The 18,807-nt window shown below is 67.5% G+C and carries 19 protein-coding genes; 12 read left to right on the forward strand and 7 right to left on the reverse strand.

Translation table 11 applies throughout. The features are described from left to right. Positions 1 to 8 precede the first annotated feature (8 nt). From MC380_RS03665 to MC380_RS03685, 5 genes are read right to left on the reverse strand one after another with little or no spacing between them, the layout of a single operon-like run. A complete protein-coding gene (locus MC380_RS03665; protein WP_242103994.1) occupies positions 9 to 272 on the reverse strand; it encodes a formate dehydrogenase subunit delta in 264 nt (87 codons plus the stop codon). Next, on the reverse strand, positions 269 to 1,108 hold the full coding sequence (gene fdhD / locus MC380_RS03670; protein WP_242103993.1) for a formate dehydrogenase accessory sulfurtransferase FdhD: 840 nt from the start codon (positions 1,106 to 1,108) through the stop codon (positions 269 to 271). Before fdhD ends, MC380_RS03665 begins: the two co-directional genes overlap by 4 nt. Further along, entirely contained in the window at positions 1,108 to 4,026 is a 2,919-nt protein-coding gene (gene fdhF / locus MC380_RS03675) for a formate dehydrogenase subunit alpha (protein WP_242163114.1), read from the reverse strand. Before fdhF ends, fdhD begins: the two co-directional genes overlap by 1 nt. 16 nt (positions 4,027 to 4,042) lie before the next feature. Next, complete coding sequence (locus tag MC380_RS03680; RefSeq protein ID WP_242103991.1) at positions 4,043 to 5,596, reverse strand: NADH-quinone oxidoreductase subunit NuoF; 1,554 nt, start codon at positions 5,594 to 5,596, stop codon at positions 4,043 to 4,045. Then, positions 5,593 to 6,132 (reverse strand): formate dehydrogenase subunit gamma, encoded by a 540-nt coding sequence (locus tag MC380_RS03685; protein ID WP_242163115.1) that lies wholly within the window; start codon positions 6,130 to 6,132, stop codon positions 5,593 to 5,595. Before MC380_RS03685 ends, MC380_RS03680 begins: the two co-directional genes overlap by 4 nt. Before the next feature lie 166 nt (positions 6,133 to 6,298). On the opposite strand from MC380_RS03685, the gene MC380_RS03690 reads away from it, so the two are divergent. Further along, positions 6,299 to 7,378 (forward strand): substrate-binding domain-containing protein, encoded by a 1,080-nt coding sequence (locus MC380_RS03690; protein ID WP_242103989.1) that lies wholly within the window; start codon positions 6,299 to 6,301, stop codon positions 7,376 to 7,378. On the opposite strand, the gene MC380_RS03695 is transcribed toward MC380_RS03690, so the two are convergent. Further along, positions 7,375 to 8,229, reverse strand: coding sequence for a folate-binding protein (locus tag MC380_RS03695; RefSeq protein WP_242163116.1), 855 nt, complete (start codon positions 8,227 to 8,229; stop codon positions 7,375 to 7,377). The genes MC380_RS03690 and MC380_RS03695 overlap by 4 nt on opposite strands. Positions 8,230 to 8,253: 24 nt before the next feature. Between MC380_RS03695 and MC380_RS03700 the strand changes: the two genes are divergently transcribed. From MC380_RS03700 to MC380_RS03725, 6 genes are all read left to right on the forward strand, one after another. Beyond that, positions 8,254 to 8,433, forward strand: a complete 180-nt coding sequence (locus MC380_RS03700) for a succinate dehydrogenase assembly factor 4 (protein ID WP_343223526.1) — start codon at positions 8,254 to 8,256, stop codon at positions 8,431 to 8,433. Positions 8,434 to 8,508: 75 nt separating this feature from the next. Beyond that, complete coding sequence (gene sdhC, locus MC380_RS03705) at positions 8,509 to 8,895, forward strand: succinate dehydrogenase, cytochrome b556 subunit (protein WP_242163118.1); 387 nt, start codon at positions 8,509 to 8,511, stop codon at positions 8,893 to 8,895. After that, a complete protein-coding gene (gene sdhD / locus MC380_RS03710; protein WP_242163119.1) occupies positions 8,892 to 9,293 on the forward strand; it encodes a succinate dehydrogenase, hydrophobic membrane anchor protein in 402 nt (133 codons plus the stop codon). Before sdhC ends, sdhD begins: the two co-directional genes overlap by 4 nt. Then, positions 9,290 to 11,083: a succinate dehydrogenase flavoprotein subunit gene (gene sdhA / locus MC380_RS03715; protein ID WP_242163120.1), complete on the forward strand. Its 1,794-nt coding sequence runs from the start codon at positions 9,290 to 9,292 to the stop codon at positions 11,081 to 11,083. The genes sdhD and sdhA overlap by 4 nt, the downstream gene beginning before the upstream one ends. 11 nt (positions 11,084 to 11,094) lie before the next feature. After that, complete coding sequence (locus tag MC380_RS03720) at positions 11,095 to 11,886, forward strand: succinate dehydrogenase iron-sulfur subunit (RefSeq protein ID WP_242163122.1); 792 nt, start codon at positions 11,095 to 11,097, stop codon at positions 11,884 to 11,886. An 85-nt stretch (positions 11,887 to 11,971) separates the two neighbouring features. Continuing rightward, entirely contained in the window at positions 11,972 to 12,391 is a 420-nt protein-coding gene (locus MC380_RS03725; protein ID WP_242103983.1) for an MAPEG family protein, read from the forward strand. Between the two features lie 9 nt (positions 12,392 to 12,400). Here MC380_RS03725 and MC380_RS03730 read toward each other — a convergent pair whose 3' ends face one another. Then, on the reverse strand, positions 12,401 to 12,676 hold the full coding sequence (locus MC380_RS03730; protein ID WP_242103982.1) for a polyhydroxyalkanoic acid system family protein: 276 nt from the start codon (positions 12,674 to 12,676) through the stop codon (positions 12,401 to 12,403). A gap of 73 nt (positions 12,677 to 12,749) precedes the next feature. On the opposite strand from MC380_RS03730, the gene MC380_RS03735 reads away from it, so the two are divergent. The 5 genes from MC380_RS03735 to aroA all read left to right on the forward strand — a co-directional run bounded on the left by MC380_RS03735 (position 12,750) and on the right by aroA (position 18,780). Beyond that, positions 12,750 to 13,547 carry an FHA domain-containing protein gene (locus MC380_RS03735; RefSeq protein WP_242103981.1) on the forward strand — a complete coding sequence of 266 codons (798 nt, stop codon included), beginning with the start codon at positions 12,750 to 12,752 and terminating at the stop codon, positions 13,545 to 13,547. 59 nt (positions 13,548 to 13,606) lie between these two features. Then, positions 13,607 to 14,692 carry a phosphoserine transaminase gene (serC, locus tag MC380_RS03740; protein ID WP_242163123.1) on the forward strand — a complete coding sequence of 362 codons (1,086 nt, stop codon included), beginning with the start codon at positions 13,607 to 13,609 and terminating at the stop codon, positions 14,690 to 14,692. Between the two features lie 479 nt (positions 14,693 to 15,171). After that, positions 15,172 to 16,356, forward strand: a complete 1,185-nt coding sequence (gene pheA, locus MC380_RS03745; protein WP_242103979.1) for a prephenate dehydratase — start codon at positions 15,172 to 15,174, stop codon at positions 16,354 to 16,356. A 4-nt stretch (positions 16,357 to 16,360) separates the two neighbouring features. After that, entirely contained in the window at positions 16,361 to 17,473 is a 1,113-nt protein-coding gene (gene hisC, locus MC380_RS03750) for a histidinol-phosphate transaminase (RefSeq protein ID WP_242163124.1), read from the forward strand. Beyond that, positions 17,470 to 18,780 (forward strand): 3-phosphoshikimate 1-carboxyvinyltransferase, encoded by a 1,311-nt coding sequence (gene aroA, locus MC380_RS03755; RefSeq protein ID WP_242163125.1) that lies wholly within the window; start codon positions 17,470 to 17,472, stop codon positions 18,778 to 18,780. Before hisC ends, aroA begins: the two co-directional genes overlap by 4 nt. Positions 18,781 to 18,807 lie beyond the last annotated feature (27 nt).

The raw sequence follows: 18,807 nt of genomic DNA on the forward strand, positions 1-18,807 counted from the left end.
CTGCGGGCTCAGCCCGCATCGCTGGCGCCGCGCGCCGTGGGTGGCGCGGATTGTTCGAGGCGAAATGCGAGGGCGGCAATCGCGTCGCGGGCCAGCGGCCCCAGCCCGTCGCCACCGGCATGCAGGTGGCGGACGATCGCCTGGCGCATCCCCGGCTCCCAGAACCGCTGCAGGTGCACGACCATGGTTTCGACCGCAGTGGCATGGTCCGGGTTTGCGGACAGGTTGGCGGCGATGTCATTGGCCATGTCGACCAGGCGTTGCGGATTCAAGCGGTGGGCTCCATCGGCATGCGGCGCGGGTGGGTGTACACGGCATGGCCGTCCTCGCGAGCGAAGCCCACGAGCGTGAGGTTGCAGGCTTCGGCGAGCGAGATCGCGAGTGCGGTGGGTGCGGAGACGGCGGCCAGCAGCGCGATGCCGGCGGACGCAGCCTTCATCGCCATCTCATAGCTGGCGCGGCTGGTGACCACGGCGAAGCCCGCCTGCGGATTCTCGCCAGCGCGGAACATGGCGCCAATCAGCTTGTCGAGCGCGTTATGCCGGCCGACATCCTCGCGGACCAGGCGCACCTGGCCGTCGGAATCGGCCCAGGCGGCCGCATGCGTCGCCCCGGTCAATCGCGCCAGCCCCTGCAGGGCATGCAGTCCGCGCAGGGCCCGCCGCAAGGCGGCCGCCGTGACTGCGACGCCTTCGCCCACCGCTTCGGGCCGGCGCAGTGCGGCTTCGAGCAGTTCGCTGCCGCACAGCCCGCATCCGCTGCGACCGCTGAGCGAACGCCGTCGGCGCTCGAGCGCCTCCGCGTATTGCGTGGGAATGCGCAGGCGAATTTCGATGCCTTCCAGCAGTTGTTCGCTGCCGAGCAATTCGACCTCGCCCGCATCGTCCACGATGCCTTCGCTCAGCATGAAGCCGAGCGCGAAGTCCTCCAGATCCGCCGGTGTAGCCATCATTACCGCGAACGGCGCCTCATTGATCACGAAGGCAACGGGCATTTCCTCGGCCACGTCGTCCACGTACCGCCGCACCCGCCCGTTGCGCACGCGCACGACCTGGCGCTGTGCGCTTCCGGCAGGCGCTGGGATGGCAAGAGGGTCGGGCCGGGCCATCAGCGTCCGGCGATTTCCGGATGCGTGACGACGGTGTCGTGCGGCAACAGCGACTCCTGCAGGTCGGCGAATGCGTGGAAGCGGCGCTGCCATTCCGATGGCTGGCTGACGCGCGTGACCTGCACCGCGGTCACCTTGTATTCCGGGCAGTTGGTGGCCCAGTCGGAATTCTCGGTGGTGATGACGTTGGCGCCGGATTCGGGGAAGTGGAACGTGGTGTAGACCACGCCGGGCTGGACCCGGTCGGTGATGCGCGCGCGCAGCACGGTGTCACCCGCACGGCTTTCCACGCCCACCCAGTCGCCCTCGGCGATGCCGCGCTCCTCGGCGTCGTGCGGGTGCAGCTCCAGGCGGTCCTCGTCGTGCCAGACCACGTTTGCCGTGCGCCGGGTCTGCGCGCCCACGTTGTACTGGCTGAGGATGCGCCCGGTGGTCAGCAGCAGCGGATAGCGCGGAGTGATCTTCTCGCGGGTGGGCACATAGGGCGTGAGCATGAAGTTGCCCTTGCCGCGGACGAACGTATCGACGTGCATGGTCGGCGAGCCCTGCGGATGCGCGTCGTTGCAGGGCCACTGCACGCTGCCCACGCGGTCGAGCAGGTCGAAGCTCACGCCACTGAAGGTCGGCGTGAGGCTGGCGATCTCATCCATGATCTCGCCCGGATGCGCATAGTGCATGGGGTAGCCGAGCGCATTGGACAGCAGCTGGGTCACTTCCCAGTCTGCGTAGCGCGCACGCGGCGCCATCAGCTGGCGCACCGGCGAGATCCGGCGCTCGGCGTTGGTGAAGGTGCCGTCCTTCTCCATGAAGCTGCTGCCGGGCAGGAACACGTGCGCGAACTTGGCGGTCTCGTTGAGGAACAGGTCCTGTACCACGACGCATTCCATGGCGCCCAGCGCAGCGGTCACGTGCTGGGTATTGGGATCGCTCTGGGCCAGGTCCTCGCCCTGGATGTACAGGCCCTTGAAACTGCCATCCAGGGCGGCGTCGAACATATTGGGAATGCGCAGGCCGGGTTCGGCGTGCAACGGCACGCCCCAGCGCCGCTCGAAGGCTTCGCGCACCGGCGTGTCGGAAACGTGCCGGTAGCCGGGCAGTTCGTGCGGGAAGCTGCCCATGTCGCAGCTGCCCTGCACGTTGTTCTGGCCGCGCAGCGGATTCACACCCACGCCGGGGCGGCCGATGTTGCCCGTGGCCATGGCCAGGTTGGCGATGCCCATCACCGCGGTGGAACCCTGCGAATGTTCGGTCACGCCCAGGCCGTAATAGATCGCCGCATTGCCGCCGGTGGCGTACAGCCGGGCCGCGTCGCGGATGGCCGTGGCAGCCACACCCAGCTCGGCTTCCATCGCTTCGGGCGAATGCGCCGGATCTGCCACGAACGCGCGCCACTGCTCGAACGCGGCGGCATCGCAGCGTGCGGCGACGAAGTCCTCGGCCACCAGCCCTTCGGTCACGATCACATGCGCCAGCGCATTGAGCATGGCCACGTTGGTGCCGGGCCGCAGCTTGAGGTGGATGCCCGGGCTGCCGTGTGGAGTCTTGAGCAGGTCGATGCGGCGTGGATCGACCACGATCAGGCGGGCGCCCTCGCGCAGCCGCTTGCGCATGGCCGAGGCGAACACCGGATGCCCGTCGGTGGGGTTGGCGCCGATGACCAGCATCACATCGGCGTAGCGCACCGAATCGAAATCCTGGGTGCCCGCGGATTCGCCCAGGGTCTGCTTCAGGCCATAGCCGGTCGGAGAATGGCAGACCCGCGCGCAGGTATCGACATTGTTGTTGCCGAAGGCGGCGCGTACCAGCTTCTGTACCAGGTAGGTTTCCTCGTTGGTGCAGCGCGATGAGGTGATGCCACCCACAGAGAATTTTCCGTACTTGGCCTGGATGCGCTTAAACTCCGACGCGGCATGGGCGATGGCTGCTTCCCAGCTCACCACGCGCCATGGGTCGGTGATCCTGTCGCGGATCATCGGCGTGGTAATGCGGTCCGGATGGGTGGCATAGCCCAGCGCGAAGCGACCCTTGACGCAGGAATGGCCGTGGTTGGCATGTCCGTCGGCGTTGGGGACCATGCGCACCAGTTCCTGTCCGCGCATCTCGGCGCGGAACGAGCAGCCCACGCCGCAATAGGCGCAAGTGGTGACGATGCTGTGCTCGGCCTGGCCTATTTCGACCAGCGAGCGCTCCGTCAGCGTGGCCGTCGGACATGCCTGCACGCAGGCGCCGCAGCTGACGCATTCCGATTCGAGAAATGATTGGTCCTGGCTGGCGGATACCTTGGAAGCGAAGCCGCGGCCCTGGATGGTGAGCGCAAACGTGCCCTGCACCTCGTCGCAGGCGCGCACGCAGCGCGAGCAGACGATGCACTTGGATGGATCGAAGGTGAAATACGGGTTGGACGTGTCCTTGTCCGCGAACAGCGGGTTGTGCGCGCCGTCCGTGGACTTGGCATAGACGTGATTGGCGCCGTCGTAGCCATAGCGCACCTCGCGCAGGCCGACCGCACCGGCCATGTCCTGCAGCTCGCAATGGCCGTTCGCAGGGCAGGTGAGGCAGTCCAGCGGATGGTCGGAAATGTAGAGCTCCATCACTCCGCGACGCAGCTGCGCCAGCTTGGGCGTCTGGGTCCGCACCTGCATGCCCTCGGTCACCGGCGTGGTGCACGAGGCCGGATAGCCCTTGCGGCCCTCGATCTCGACCAGGCACAGCCGGCACGAGCCGAATGCTTCGAGCGCGTCGGTCGCGCAAAGCTTGGGAATGGACGTGCCGGCCAGCGCCGCCGCGCGCAGTACCGAGGTGCCTTCGGGTACCTCGATCATGCGGTCATCGATCTGCACGCGCACGCGGCGCAGCGGTTCGAGCTGGACCAGCTGCGGGTTGGGCGTGCCGTAATCGGCTTCGGCGATCGAACGCATGGTGGACCTCCTGCCGTCAGGCAGCGACCTGGCGCGACGCGCGCGCGAAGTCTTCGGGAAAATGGTTGAGCGCGCTCAGCACGGGCAGCGGCGTGAGCCCGCCCATCGCGCACAGCGAGCCCTGGGTCATGGTTTCGCACAGGTCGCGCAGCAGTGCGTCGTTGCGTTCCGGTTCGACGCCGGCGAGCATGCGGTCGATGACCTCGACGCCGCGGACCGAACCGATCCGGCAGGGCGTGCATTTGCCGCAGGATTCGATCGCGCAGAATTCCATCGCATAGCGCGCCTGTTCGGCCATGTCGACGCTGTCGTCGAACACCACGATGCCGCCGTGGCCCAACATGGCACCGAGCGCGGCGAAGGCCTCGTAGTCGACCGGAGTATCCAGCTGCGACAGCGGCAGGTAGGCGCCGAGCGGCCCGCCCACCTGCACCGCGCGGATCGGGCGACCCGAATACGTACCGCCGCCGATGTCCTCGATCAGCTCGCGCAGAGAGATGCCGAAGGGCGCCTCGAACAGGCCGCCGTATTTGATGTTGCCGGCCAGCTGTAGCGGCAGCGTGCCGCGCGAACGCCCGGTCCCGTACGTCTGGTAGGCCGCGGCGCCATCGGCCAGGATCATCGGCACCGAGGCCAGGGTGATGACGTTGTTGATCACGGTCGGTTGACCGAACAGACCCTCGATCGCCGGCAGTGGCGGCTTGAAGCGGACCTGTCCGCGCTTGCCTTCCAGGCTGTCGAGCAGCGCGGTTTCCTCGCCGCAGATATAGGCGCCCGCGCCGATGCGCAGTTCCAGGTCGAATCGGCGGCCGGAACCGGCGATGTCCACGCCCAGGTAGCCGGCCGCAGTGGCGTTGGCGATGGCTTCCTCCAGTACCTGTCTCGCATGCGGATACTCGCTGCGCAGGTACACATAGCCCCGATCCGCGCCAACGGCCAGGCCGGAGATGATCATTCCTTCGATCAGCGAGTAAGGATCGCCTTCCATCAGCATGCGGTCGCTGAAGGTGCCGCTGTCGCCCTCGTCGGCATTGCAGACGATGTATTTCTGCTGCGCGGGCGCATCGAGCACGGTCTTCCACTTGATCCCGGTGGGGAAGGCCGCGCCGCCGCGGCCGCGCAGGCCGGAATCGGTCACCGCCTGCACGATCCCGGCTGGCGCCATGGTCAGCGCCGCACGTAGTCCGCTCCAGCCGCCGTGCGCGGCATAGGCGTTCGCATCCACCGGATCGATCAGGCCGACGCGGCGGAAGGTCACGCGCTGCTGGCGGGCGAAGTAGGGATGGGACTCGATATCGCCCAGGCGCAGCGGATGCGCGTCATCGCCCGTCCATGCGTCGAACAGGGCTGGAATGTCGGCTTCGGCCACCGGGCCGTACGCAATGCGCGCGTCCGCGGTTTCGACTTCCACCAGCGGTTCCAGCCATAGCAGCCCGCGCGAGCCGTTGCGGACCAGGCTGAGTTCGATGCCGCGCGCTGCGGCTTCGCGTTCCAAGGCCTGCGCCACACGACCGGCACCCATGGCCATCGCGGACGCGTCCCGCGGCAGGTATACGCGCAAGGCGCTCATGCGACCTCCGTGTTGCAGGAGGCGACGAGCGCATCGAGGCGCTCGGGTGTCACGCGACCGTACAACTCGCCGTCCAGCAGCAGCGACGGCGACAGGGCGCAGTTGCCCAGGCAGTAGACCGGTTCCAGGGTGAAGCGACCATCGGCGGTGTCGTGGGTGCCGTCGGGCAATCCCAGACGGCGCCGGGCATGTGCCTGCAATTGGCGCGCGCCCATCGCCTGACAGGCTTCGGCCTGGCACAGCCTGAGCACGTGCCGCCCCGCCGGGGCGCGGCGGAAGTCGTGATAGAAGCTGATGACGCCGTGCACATCGGCACGGGTCAGGCGCAGGGCGTCCGCGATCGGCGCCACGGCGCCGTCGGGCACATGGCCCAACGCGGCCTGCACGTGGTGCAGGATCGGGAGCAGGGCACCCGCGCGATCGCGATGGGTCTCGATCGCGGCGTCGACCGCGGCCCGATGTGCGGGCTCCAGCAGGGGCACGGTCTCGGTATTCGATTCGGCGTGCCGGCCGCGTTTGCCCTGGCCTGTTTTCATGCGCGCTCCTGCCGTCGTGCCTATGTATTGCAGCACATAGCTGCGGGCGGCGATCCAGGCGCAGAGTAGACCAGATCCGGCCGTAAGGCAGCGTCGGTGACGCGGCAGGTTATGCTTCCAGAAGCCGAATACAACGGCGCTGCCTCGCAACATTCCGGAGGGCTGGATGTACAAGGTCACCCTGCGTCCCGCCTGGGACGTGCAGACCGCCCAGGGACGCAGCCTGCCGCCGAGGCTGGTGGAACTGCTGGTAGCCGTGCACGGAAACGCATCGCTTGCGGCTGCCTGCCGCCAGGTCGGCCTGTCGTATCGCTACGCGTGGGGGTTGCTGCAGCAGGGGGAGGCGATGTTCGGCGTCCCGCTGGTGCGCGCGGCGCGCGGCCGCGGCGCCGTGCTTTCGCCGCTGGGCGAGCGTCTGGTCTGGGCCGACCGCCGGATCGCCGCCCGTCTGTCTCCGACCCTGGACAGCCTGGCGGCCGAACTGGAGTCGGAACTGGAGCGCAGCCTGAGCCTGCATGCGGCGCCCGTGCGCCTGCAGGCTTCGCATGGCTTCGGCGTGGAAGCCCTGCGCCGGGCGATGGCGGCGGGCGACCGTCCCCTCGACCTCAAATACCGCAGCCCGGACGAAGCGCTCACCGCGCTGCGCGCCGGCGCCTGCGAACTGGGCGGCCTGCATCTGCCGATCGGAGAGCTGCAGGCACCGGTGCTGGCCCATTACCGGGATCGCCTGCGCCCGCGGACCGACCGCGTGGTCCACCTTGCGATGCGCCGTCAGGGGCTGGTGGTGGCGCCAGGCAATCCGCGCGGGATCCATGGCGTGGCCGATCTGGTGCGTGGCGACGTGCGCTTCATCCATCGCCAGCCCGGCTCCGGCACGCGGCTCCTGCTCGAATGCCTGCTGCGGCGCGAGGGCATGTCGCCGGCTGATGTCGCCGGCGTCGGCATGGAAGAGCTGACCCATGCTGCCGTGGCCGCGAATGTGGCCAGCGGGCTGGCCGATGTCGGCTTGGCGCTGGAGCCGCCGGCGCGGCGCTACGGGCTCGATTTCATTCCGCTGGCGACCGAGCAGTACTTCTTCCTGTGCGATGGCGCCGGTCTGGAAGGCGGGCGCATCGATGGCGTGCTCGAAATCCTGCGCGATCCGGCGTTCCGGCGTGAACTCGCGCTTATCCCGGGCTACGACCCGAGCTTCTGCGGAGTCGTGCAGAGCCTGGAAGAAGCGTTTCCGACGATGCGCGACGGCTAGCGGGCCAAACCTTCCCGCAGCGCTTCGTGTTGCAACGACAGGCCATGTGTCCGCAGAGGTTGCGGGTGCTCCAGCGGCAGCACCGCAAGCGCGATGGCATCCGCCGCGCTGATCACGTTGCCCAGTTCGACCCCTTCGTGCGCGACGGCGTCGCCAGGCGCGAGGGGCTGTTCCGCGCGCAGCAGCGCCAGCCCGCGCTTCGCCTGCCCGAGGAAATGGGTCCGTGCCACGATTTCCTGGCCCGGATAGCAACCCTTCTTGACGCTGAAAGCGCGCAGGCGCTCGAGCGAGAGTTGCTGCGGCGTCCAGCGTTCGGACTGTGAAGCCTCCAGCCGTGGCAGTCCATGCTGGAGATCGAAGGCGCGCCAGCGGGCAAGCGATTCTGCGTCCGTCGGAGCAGGCGCGCCCTCGATGCGCACGCTGCGCGGGCCACTCGCGCCGCCGAAGTCCATTTCGACGCCGTGTTCGACATCTCCGGCAAGCCGTGCGCCGGACGCTGCCACGGGCGCGCCGAAGCGACCGGACACGTACAGGTCATCGCGCGCAGCGATGACGACCTTGCTCCGGAACACGAAGCGCTGCAAACCTGCTGCCAGCGCCCGCACGTCCACATCGGGCACGATCAGCCACAGGCTTTGCGCATCCAGCCGCAGCACGGCGAACAGCGCGATCACCCGTCCTTTCGGGGTCAGCCAGCCGTTCCACTGCCATTGCCCGTCAGTCAGCCCCGCGACGTCGTTCATCGTCTGCGCCTGCGCGAAACCCACGGCATCGCGCCCCGTGAGGCTGATGACGCCATGGTCGGGCAGGGCAAACGATCCGGTGGAGGCGGGTGGCGGCTTGTCGCTCATGGGGGTGGGGACTAGAATTCCGCGGTGCAACAGAAGTCCATCTTAGGCCAAGGCCAGTCCTCGCCCGAACCGGCAGCATCGGAAACCAGCGTTCCAGCGCCGGCAACCGTACCTGTGCGGGTTCCGGAAACCGGCGGCCGCGATGGCCCTGAGCCCACTCGCTACGGCGATTGGGAAAAGAACGGCCGCTGCATCGACTTCTGACGCCCCAGCCATCGCGGCCCCATGCCGCCCCAGCCAACACGGCGCATGCCGTCCAGCGAGAGTAGCCAACGCACGATGGCCAACCAACGTCCCCTGTCGCCGCATCTGCAGGTCTACCGCTGGCAGATCACCATGGTCATGTCGATCCTGCACCGGGTCTCCGGCATGGTGCTGACGGTCGGTGCCTTCGCGCTGGCGTGGTGGCTGATGGCCATGGCCACCGGCGGCGAGTCCGCTCTGCGCGCGGCCGAATGCCTGGCATCGCCCTGGGGCAAGCTGCTCCTGTTCGGGTTCTCGCTCGCGCTGGTCTATCACCTGCTCAATGGCATCCGCCATCTGTTGTGGGATGCCGGCTGGGGCTTCGAAATTCCCGAGGTGTACAAGTCCGGCTATGCGGTGGCGGCGTTGACGGTGGTGTTCACCGTCCTGATCTGGTGGGCTGCGCTGGGAGGCAACGCATGAGCAGCGCGAACGGACGCTACCGCAATCCAATGCAGCGCGCGCGCGCGTTGGGATCGGCGAAGTCGGGTACGGCGCATTTCTGGTGGCAACGGGTGACCGCCGTGGTGCTGGCGCTGCTGGTGCCGTGGCTGGTGGGTCTGCTGGTGTCGTTCGTAGGTGCGGACCTGGCCAGCGTGCAGTTCGCGCTGGGCAAACCCTGGAACGCGATCCTGCTGTCGGTGTTCGTGGTCGCGCTGTTTTGGCACGCGCAGATGGGGATGCAGGTGGTGATCGAGGATTACGTGCACACCCGCGCTACCGAGCTCGTCCTCCAGTTCCTCGTCATCCTGGCCTGTGTGGTCGGCGCGCTCGCGTCGCTCTACGCCATCGGCCGTATCGCGCTGATGATCGCCCCATGACTTCTGCCTACAAGATCACCGAACACAAGTACGACATGATCGTGGTCGGCGCCGGCGGCGCCGGGCTACGCGCCACCTTCGGCCTGGCCCACAAGGGCCTGCAGACCGCCTGCATCAGCAAGGTGTTCCCGACGCGCTCGCATACCGTGGCGGCGCAGGGCGGCATCTCGGCGGCGCTGGGCAACATGGGCGAGGACGACTGGCGCTTCCATTTCTACGACACGGTGAAGGGCTCGGACTGGCTGGGGGACCAGGACGCGATCCAGTACATGTGCCGCGAGGCGATCCCGGCGGTGATCGAACTCGAGCACCAGGGGGTTCCGTTCTCGCGCACGGAGGACGGACGCATCTACCAGCGTCCGTTCGGCGGCATGACCACGCATTACGGCGAAGGGCCGGCTGCGCAGCGCACCTGCGCCGCGGCCGACCGTACCGGCCACGCGATGCTGCATACGCTGTACCAGCAGTCGCTGAAGCACGATGCGCGCTTTTTCATCGAGTACTTCGCCCTCGACCTGATCTTCGACGCCGACGGCGCATGCCGTGGGGTGCTCGCGCTGGACATGGCCGAAGGCACGCTGCACCTGTTCCGCGCACACGGCGTGGTCCTGGCGACCGGCGGTTATGGTCGCGCCTATTTCAGCTGCACCTCGGCCCATACCTGCACCGGCGACGGCGGTGGCATGGTGCTGCGTGCCGGGCTGGGCCTGCAGGACATGGAATTCGTGCAGTTCCATCCCACCGGCATCTACGGCGCCGGCTGCCTGATCACCGAAGGCGTGCGCGGCGAAGGCGGCATCCTGCGCAACAGCAACGGCGAGCGTTTCATGGAGCGCTACGCGCCCAACGCCAAGGACCTCGCTTCGCGTGACGTGGTCAGCCGGTCCATGACCATCGAGATCAACGAAGGTCGCGGTGTCGGCGAGCACAAGGACCACATCCACCTCGACCTGACCCATCTCGACCCGAAGGACATCCACGAGAAGCTGCCGGGCATCGCCGAGAGCGCGCGGATCTTCGCCGGCGTCGACGTCACCAAGCAGCCGATCCCGGTGATCCCTACCGTGCACTACAACATGGGCGGCATCCCGACCAATTACCACGGCGAAGTCGTGCAGCTGAAGAACGGCGACCCCGATGCCGTGGTGCCCGGCCTGTACGCGATCGGCGAAGCGGCCTGCGTGTCGGTGCATGGTGCCAACCGGCTCGGTTCGAACTCGCTGCTGGACCTGGTCGTGTTCGGTCGCGCGGTCGCCAACCGCTGCGCCGAAACCATCAGGCCGGGCGAGTTGCACCGGCCGCTGCCCGCCGATGCGGCAGACAAGGCCCTCACCACGCTCGACCAACTGCGCAATTCGAACGGCAGCCTGCCGACCGCGACGATCCGCGACCGCATGCAGCGCTCGATGCAGAGCCATGCCGCGGTGTTCCGCACCCAAGAAACGCTGGCCGAAGGCGTCCGCCAGATCCATGAGATCCGCGAGTCGTTTGCCGAAGTCAAAGTCAGCGACCGATCGCTGATCTGGAACTCGGATCTGATCGAGACCTACGAACTGATGAACCTGCTCGGCCAGGCGCAGGTCACCATCACCGGCGCGGAAAACCGCAAGGAATCCCGCGGCGCGCATGCGCGCGAGGACTTCCCCGAGCGCGACGACGCCAACTGGCACAAGCACACGCTGTGCTGGCTGGACGATGACGGCAATACGCGGGTCGACTATCGCCCGGTGCACATGTACACGCTCGACGACGAGGTCGACGTGGTGCCGCCGAAGAAGCGCGTTTACTGACGGATTCCACGATGGCCGAATTCACCCTTCCCAAGCACTCGAAGATCCACAAGGGCAAGCGCTACTCCGCGCCTGCCGGGGCGACCCGCGTGCGCGAGTTCAAGGTCTACCGCTGGAATCCGGAGGACGGCGAGAACCCGCGCACCGACACCTACGAGGTCGATCTGGACAAGTGCGGGCCGATGGTCCTGGACGCGCTGATCAAGATCAAGAACGAGATCGATCCGACGCTCACCTTCCGCCGGTCCTGCCGCGAGGGCATCTGCGGCTCGTGCGCGATGAACATCGACGGCACCAATACCCTGGCCTGCACCAAGGCGATCGACGATTGCGGCAAGGGCAGGGGCGAGGTTCCGGTGTATCCGCTGCCGCACATGGACGTGGTCAAGGACCTGGTCCCGGACCTGACCCATTTCTATGCGCAATACGCATCGATCCAGCCCTGGATCCGCACCCAGAGCGCGCCGCCGCCGGATCGCGAACGCCTGCAGTCGAAGGAAGATCGCGCGAAGCTGGACGGCCTGTACGAATGCATCCTGTGCGCCTGTTGCAGCACCAGCTGCCCGAGCTACTGGTGGAATGGGGAGCGCTACCTCGGGCCGGCCGTGCTGCTGCAGGCCTATCGCTGGATCATCGACTCGCGCGACGAGGACACCGGCGCACGTCTGGACGACCTTGAAGACCCGTTCAAGCTGTACCGCTGCCACACGATCATGAACTGCGCGCGCACCTGCCCCAAGGGCCTCAATCCGGCCAAGGCGATCGGCGAGATCAAGCAGCTGATGCTGGCGCGGCAGGTCTGACGCCTGTGTAGGAGCGCCACTTTGGCGCGACAGCCTGCATGATTGTTCCGGCGCGCCGCAGTGGCGCCGGATCCCGGGAGCGACCATGAACAACGCAATCTGGTGGCCCGCCGTGGGAATGGCGGCTTTGACCTGTGCCGTCTGGTTTCGCATGTACTACGTGCGCATCGGGCAGATGAAGCGCGAGCGGATCCACCCCCAGTCGGTGGCGACTTCGGCCGAGGCGGCAGCGAGGCTTACCGACAGCCGCGCCGCGGACAATTTCCGCAACCTGTTCGAATTGCCGGTGCTGTTCTACCTGGCGCTGGCGTTGGCCGCGCAGGCTGGCCTGGTGGATACGGCCGTGGTGCTGATGGCGTGGACGTTCGTGGCGCTGCGGGTCGTGCACAGCGCGATCCAGTGCGGCTACAACAAGGTGATGGACCGCTTCTACGTCTATGCGGCCGGCGCCTTCGTACTGTGGGCCCTTTGGCTGCTGCTGGCGGTACGCCTGCTGCTGGGCTGAGCGGGTGGCTCAGCTGAAGCGTTCGCCCAGCACCCGCCGGATTTCGCTTTCGATCGGCCCCTTCAGCGCCGACAGCAGAAAGCCCAGCTGGGCGGTGACGTGCAGGTGTTTAGCTGCGAGCGCGATCCTCCCGTCCACGCCCGAACGGGTGAAGCTCAGGGTATCGCCTTCCCAGGCGTATTCGATGTCGAAGCGCTGCGCGAGCTTCTTGGCCACTTCCTCCACCGCCTTGCGGGCCTTGGGCAGCGGCATTGAGTGAGGGTGGCGGATGTCGATGCCGGGCATGCCTGTCTCTGCGTTTGCGTGATCGGCAAAGCCTAGCATCCGACCGCGGCCCGGCGTGCTAGATTCCCGCCGCGTGGATAACCTCAAGCTACGAGTCACCGAAGACGGCACGGAGTTGTCGCTGCACGAGGGCGTGCAGGCGATCGCGCGCGATGCGGCAGGACTGCATGCCGCGGCGGACGACGCCGATGCGATCGTGCGCTTCTGCCTGGACCGGCGCGGGGTTTGGCTTGCGGTCGCCGAAGGCGCGGGCAGCGTGCACGTGAACGGGCGCCGGGTGCGGCGCATGGCCATGCTCCGGGTCGGCGATGCGGTGTACGTGGACGGCGTAGAGATGGTGCTGACGCGCGACCAGCCGATTGCGCTGCCCGACGATGCACTGCCCGCCGACCTGCAGGCGCCGCCCGGAGACCTCCGGGTCGTCCTGCGCGGGGTGGGGGGCAAGCATCACGGCCGCAGCTTCACCCTGGAGCATCCGCGGCTGGTGGGCAGCGCCGCCGAAGCGGACATTCGGATCGACGACCCGGCGTTCGCCGAGCGCCATGCTCAGCTGTCCCAGGTGGGTGCGCAGATCGTCCTGCGCGACCTCGGTACGCCCGATGGCAGCCTGCTCAACGGCCAGCCGGTCCGCGACGCATTGCTGCGGCCGGGCGACCAGCTCGTGTTCGATGCCCAGCATCGGTTCGTGGTGGAAGGCCCTGGCGCGACGGCCAAGCCGCTGGCGGCCGGGATCGGGCTCGAGGTCGAGGACGAGACGCAAGCGCGAACGCCCCGCGCCCGCACCTGGCGGCGCTGGCCCTGGCTGCTGCTGGCCGCGCTGCTGACGGCGGGCGCGCTGGCGCTGTTGCTGCTGTTCGGAGCCGCACGCTAGCGACGCGCCCTGCTGCAGTGCGGCATACTCGGTGCTCTCCGCATTGCCGATATGCCCGCATGCCCCGTGTCTTCAATTTCAGCGCCGGCCCGGCAACCCTGCCCGAAGCAGTGCTGCGCCAGGCCCAGGCCGAAATGCTCGACTGGCACGGGCTGGGCGCCTCGATCGTGGAGATCAGCCACCGCAGCGCCGAGTTCATGCAAGTCGCCGAGCGCGCCGACGCCGATTTGCGCACCCTGCTGGCGATCCCCGACAGCCATGTCGTCCTGTACCTGTCCGGTGGCGCCACCACCCAACAGGCGTTGATCGCGTTGAACTTCGCCGGCGCCGGGCAGACTGCCGACTATGTCGTCAGCGGGCATTGGAGCAAGACGGCGATCCGGCAGGCAGCACCGTATGTCGCGGTGAACATCGCCGCCAGCAGCGAGGAAGATCGGTTCCGCTCGTTGCCGGGACGTGAAGGCTGGCGGCTGTCGCCCGATGCCGCTTACGTGCACATCACCGCGAACGAAACCATTCATGGGGTGGAATACCGCACCACGCCGGAGGTGGGCGATGTGCCGCTGTTCGCCGATTTCAGTTCGTCCATCGCGTCCGAGCCGCTCGACGTGGCGAAGTACGGACTGATCTATGCCGGCGCGCAGAAGAACCTGGGTCCGGTCGGCATCAGCGTCGTGATCGTGCGCCGCGAGCTGCTCGAACGCAGCGGACAGCAGCGCGCGGAGATCTTCGACTACCGCGCGCACGCGGCGCGCGATTCAATGCTCAACACGCCGCCCACCTGGAACTGGTACATGCTCGGGCTCACTGTGCGCTGGATGCTGGAGCAGGGTGGGGTCGATGAGTTCGCGCGACGCAATGCCGAGAAAGCCGCACTGCTGTACGCGACGATCGATGCCGGCGACGGTTTCTATCGCAACGAAATCGAGGCTTCCGTACGCTCGCGGATGAACGTACCCTTCTTCCTGCACGATCCTGCGCTGGACGCGATGTTCCTTGCCGAGTCGCGCGCTGCCGGATTGATGGCGTTGAAGGGACACAAGGCGGTTGGCGGCATGCGCGCGTCGCTGTACAACGCGATGCCGGTCGAAGGTGTGCGGGCGCTGGTCGATTTCATGCGCGATTTCCAGGCGCGGCATGGATGAAGGCTTTGCCGGTTTCTTCCAGAAGTCAGTGCATCCGGAAACCCGGAGGGCGCCGGCCATGGATGGCCGGCGTTTTCGGATCGAGGCAGGATGCCGAGTCCGAAAATTCCCGCGGCACCGCAAACGCCTTGAGCGGTTTTGACGTCACGAGGAAGGTGCTTTCTTTTGGTTACTTTTCTTTGCACCAGCAAAGAAAAGTAACTCGCCGGAAGGCGAAAGCCCTGCTCTTCAGTGGCTAAATCCGGTGCGGCATATTGCGAAGAGCAGGGTCAACGGCGTTTCGCCCTTGCGGGCGAGTTACTTTCTTTTGCTGGCCCAAAAGAAAGTAACCAAAGAAAACGGCCTCCTCGTGAGATCAAGATCGCTCAAGGAGGGCGGAGTGACGTCGCCATTTTCGGACTCGCCATCCTGGCTCGGTCCGAAAACGGCGGCCATCCATGGCCGCCGCCCTCCGGGTGTCCGATTCAATTGAGTGCGTGATGAAAAATCAGAAAGCAAAAAGCAACAAGAAGGCGGAGTCGGAGAAGCCGACGAAGAAGCAGCCCGCCGCATCGGGCAAACCTGCCAAGAAGGAGGCGTCCGCCGCAAAGCCCGAGCTCGCCGAGGTTCGCGCGCAGATCGACGGGATCGATCGCCGCATCCAGGAGCTGATCGCCGAGCGTGCGCAGTGGGCGCACCAGGTGGGCAAGGCCAAGGGCAAGCTGGCGGCGGCGGTGGACTATTACCGGCCGGAGCGCGAGGCGCAGGTGCTGCGCCGGGTGGTGGACCGCAACGACGGACCGCTGTCGGACGAAGTGCTGGTGCGCCTGTTCCGCGAAATCATGTCGGCCTGCCTGGCCCAGCAGGAGCCGTTGAAGATCGGCTACCTCGGGCCGGAAGGCACGTTCTCGCAGCAGGCGGTGCACAAGCACTTCGGCCATTCGGCGCACGGACTGCCGCTGGCGAGCATCGAGGAAGTGTTCCAGGAAGTGGCGGCCGGGCATGCCGATTTCGGCGTGGTGCCGGTGGAGAATTCCGGCCAGGGCACGATCCAGGTCACCCTGGACATGTTCCTCACCTCGCCGCTGCGCATCTGCGGGGAAGTCGAACTGCGGGTGCACCAGCACCTGCTGTCGCGCAGCGGGCGGATCGAGGACATCGAACGGATCTATTCGCACCCCATGTCGCTGGCGCAGTGCGGCGGCTGGCTGCGCGAGCACCTGCCCAAGGCGGAGCGGATCCCGGTGTCGAGCAATGCCGAAGCAGCGCGCCGCGCGCGCAATGCCGACGACGCTGCAGCGATCGCCGGCGAGTCGGCCGGCCACGTGTACGGCCTGAAGAAGATCGCAGGTCCGATCGAGGATCGCAGCGACAACACCACCCGCTTCCTGGTGCTGGGGCGTGAACTGTTTCCGCCCTCGGGCCACGACCGCACCTCGCTGCTGGTCTTCATCCGCGACCGGCCGGGCGCGCTATACGGCGTGCTGGAGCCGCTGGCGCGGCGCGGCATCAGCATGAACCGGATCGAGTCGCGTCCCGCACACGGGCACCTGTGGCAGTACGCGTTCTTCATCGACGTGGCCGGCCATATGGACGAGTCGCCGCTGAAGGATGCGCTTGCCGAAGTGGGCGAGCACAGCGGCGAGGTGCGCGTGCTCGGCTCCTACCCGGTGGCAGTGCTCTGACGCCATGATCGACTTCGAAACCCTGGCGCGTCCTGGCATCCGCGACCTGCGCGCGTACGACCCGGGACACGACCTGATCTCGCTGCGGCGCCGCTTTGCCGAGGCCCAGCTGGTCGAACTCGGCTCGAACGAGAATCCCTACGGCGCCAGCCCCCTGGCCAGGCAGGCGGTGGTCGATGCGCTGGCCTCGATCCACATCTACCCAGATCCACTGGGCGGCGACCTCAAACGTGCGCTCGCGGCCACGCACGGCGTCGACACATCGCGGATCCTGCTCGGCAATGGCTCGCATGAGCTGTTGATGCAGTTCGCGCAGGTGTTCGCCGGTCCCGGCGATGATGTCGTGGCCTCGAAGTTCGGCTTCGCGGTGTACTCCCTGGCGGCGCAGGCGGCCGGTGCCAGGCTGCAGCCGGCCCCCGCGCACGGGCGCGACCATCCGATGCCGCGGGGCCACGATCTTGCGGCGCTGCGGGCCGCGATCGGCCCGCGTACCAAGCTGGTGTACCTGGCCAATCCCAACAATCCCACCGGCACCTGGTTCGGGGGCGAGGACTTCGAGGCCTTCCTCGACGACGTGCCGGGCAATGTCATCGTGGTCGTCGACGAGGCCTACGCGGAGTTCGTCGACGCGCCCGACTACGCATCCGCGCTGCCGCTCACCGCGCGGCACCGCAACCTGGTCGTCACCCGCACCTTCAGCAAGGCCTATGCGCTGGCCGGACTGCGGGTGGGATTCGCGATCGCCGACCCCGGCCTGATTGCGGTGATGGAGCGGGTGCGCGAGAGCTTCAACGTCAACGCGGTGGGACTGGCCGCCGCGGAAGCGGCGCTGGCCGACACCGCCCATCTGCAGGCGTCGCTGGCAGGAAATGCGGCCCAGCGTGCGGCGCTGGCCGAGGCGCTGCGCGCGCGTGGCCTGAGGGTTTCGCCTTCGCAGACCAATTTCCTGCTGGTCGAGTTCGGTGCGAATGCATCGCGGATCGAAGCGAACCTGGTCGCCCGCGGCGTCGTGCTGCGACCGATGGTCGGCTACGGCCTGGGCGAATGCCTGCGCATCACCGTGGGCACAGAAGACGAGAACCGGCGCCTGCTCGAAGCGCTGGACGGGTCCGCATGAGCGCGCGACAGGACTGGATCAGCAGGCCAGGCGCGGCGCTGCGGGGGCAAGTCGCCTTGCCCGGCGACAAGTCGGTCTCGCACCGCGCGATCATGCTGGCCTCGCTGGCCGACGGCACCTCGCGCATCGACGGATTCCTCGAGGGCGAGGACACGCGCGCCACCGCAGCCATCTTCGGCCAGCTGGGGGTGCGGATCGATGCGCCCTCCGATGGCGTACGGGTGGTTCATGGCGTCGGCATCGACGGCTTGCGCGCACCGGACGCGCCGCTGGACTGTGGCAACGCCGGTACCGGCATGCGCCTGCTGACCGGCTTGCTGGCGGGGCAGGGCTTCCCGTGCACCCTGGTCGGCGATGCCTCGCTGTCGAAAAGGCCGATGCGGCGGGTGATCGATCCGCTGGCCCGCATGGGCGCGCGGATCGACGCCGGGGCAGCTGGAGTTCCGCCGCTCACCATCCACGCAAACAGTTCTCTGCAAGGCATTGACTACACAAGTGAAATCGCCAGCGCGCAGGTAAAGTCCGCGATCCTGCTGGCTGGCCTGTATGCGCGTGGGATCACGGTGGTGCGCGAACCGCAGCCGACCCGCGACTACACCGAGCGCATGCTGGCCGCGTTCGGGTACCCGATCGAATTCGAGCCGGGAACGGCACGCCTCGAAGGCGGTCACCGGCTGCACGCAGTCGACGTGCAGGTGCCCGCCGACTTCTCGTCGGCTGCGTTCTTCATCGTCGCCGCAACCCTCATCCCGGGCTCGGAGCTGCGCCTGCCGCGCGTCGGCATGAACCCGCGCCGGACCGGCCTGCTGCATGTGCTCCGGGCCATGGGTGCTGACATCACCGAAACCGCTGCGCGCGAGGAGGGCGGAGAACCGGTCGCCGACCTGCTGGTGCGGCATGCGCCGCTGCGTGGGATCGTGGTGCCGCAGGCGCATGTGGCCGACATGATCGACGAGTTTCCCGCGTTGTTCGTGGCCGCCGCCTGTGCGCAGGGAGACACCGTCGTGACCGGCGCTGCGGAGCTGCGGGTCAAGGAATCCGACCGCATCGCGACCATGGCCGCCGGCCTGCGTGCTCTGGGGATCGGCGTCGACGAGACATCGGACGGTGCCACCATCCACGGCGGAGCCTTGCGGGGCGGCACGATCGACAGTCATGGCGACCATCGCATCGCCATGGCCTTCGCCGTGGCCGCGCAGCGTGCCGCAGGTCCGGTCGCGATCCATGACGTGGCCAACGTGGCGACCTCGTTTCCGGGATTCGACCGGCTGGCGAAGCAGGCCGGCATGGGGCTCGAAGCCGGATAGCCGTTTTCGGTCACGCCCGGCATGCCG

Origin of the sequence: Lysobacter sp. M15 (assembly GCF_022662515.1) — a bacterium.
Lineage (GTDB): Bacteria > Pseudomonadota > Gammaproteobacteria > Xanthomonadales > Xanthomonadaceae > JAKPBU01.

Bases quoted from the DNA above. Each gene is read 5' to 3' on its own strand.
- fdhD (WP_242103993.1), bottom strand. From the start codon at position 1,108: ATGGCCCGGCCCGACCCTCTTGCCATCCCAGCGCCTGCCGGAAGCGCA.
- fdhF (WP_242163114.1), bottom strand. From the start codon at position 4,026: ATGCGTTCGATCGCCGAAGCCGATTACGGCACGCCCAACCCGCAGCTG.
- MC380_RS03680 (WP_242103991.1), bottom strand. From the start codon at position 5,596: ATGAGCGCCTTGCGCGTATACCTGCCGCGGGACGCGTCCGCGATGGCC.
- MC380_RS03685 (WP_242163115.1), bottom strand. From the start codon at position 6,132: ATGAAAACAGGCCAGGGCAAACGCGGCCGGCACGCCGAATCGAATACC.
- MC380_RS03690 (WP_242103989.1), top strand. From the start codon at position 6,299: ATGTACAAGGTCACCCTGCGTCCCGCCTGGGACGTGCAGACCGCCCAG.
- MC380_RS03695 (WP_242163116.1), bottom strand. From the start codon at position 8,229: ATGAGCGACAAGCCGCCACCCGCCTCCACCGGATCGTTTGCCCTGCCC.
- sdhC (WP_242163118.1), top strand. From the start codon at position 8,509: ATGGCCAACCAACGTCCCCTGTCGCCGCATCTGCAGGTCTACCGCTGG.
- sdhD (WP_242163119.1), top strand. From the start codon at position 8,892: ATGAGCAGCGCGAACGGACGCTACCGCAATCCAATGCAGCGCGCGCGC.
- sdhA (WP_242163120.1), top strand. From the start codon at position 9,290: ATGACTTCTGCCTACAAGATCACCGAACACAAGTACGACATGATCGTG.
- MC380_RS03720 (WP_242163122.1), top strand. From the start codon at position 11,095: ATGGCCGAATTCACCCTTCCCAAGCACTCGAAGATCCACAAGGGCAAG.
- MC380_RS03725 (WP_242103983.1), top strand. From the start codon at position 11,972: ATGAACAACGCAATCTGGTGGCCCGCCGTGGGAATGGCGGCTTTGACC.
- MC380_RS03730 (WP_242103982.1), bottom strand. From the start codon at position 12,676: ATGCCCGGCATCGACATCCGCCACCCTCACTCAATGCCGCTGCCCAAG.
- serC (WP_242163123.1), top strand. From the start codon at position 13,607: ATGCCCCGTGTCTTCAATTTCAGCGCCGGCCCGGCAACCCTGCCCGAA.
- pheA (WP_242103979.1), top strand. From the start codon at position 15,172: ATGAAAAATCAGAAAGCAAAAAGCAACAAGAAGGCGGAGTCGGAGAAG.
- hisC (WP_242163124.1), top strand. From the start codon at position 16,361: ATGATCGACTTCGAAACCCTGGCGCGTCCTGGCATCCGCGACCTGCGC.
- aroA (WP_242163125.1), top strand. From the start codon at position 17,470: ATGAGCGCGCGACAGGACTGGATCAGCAGGCCAGGCGCGGCGCTGCGG.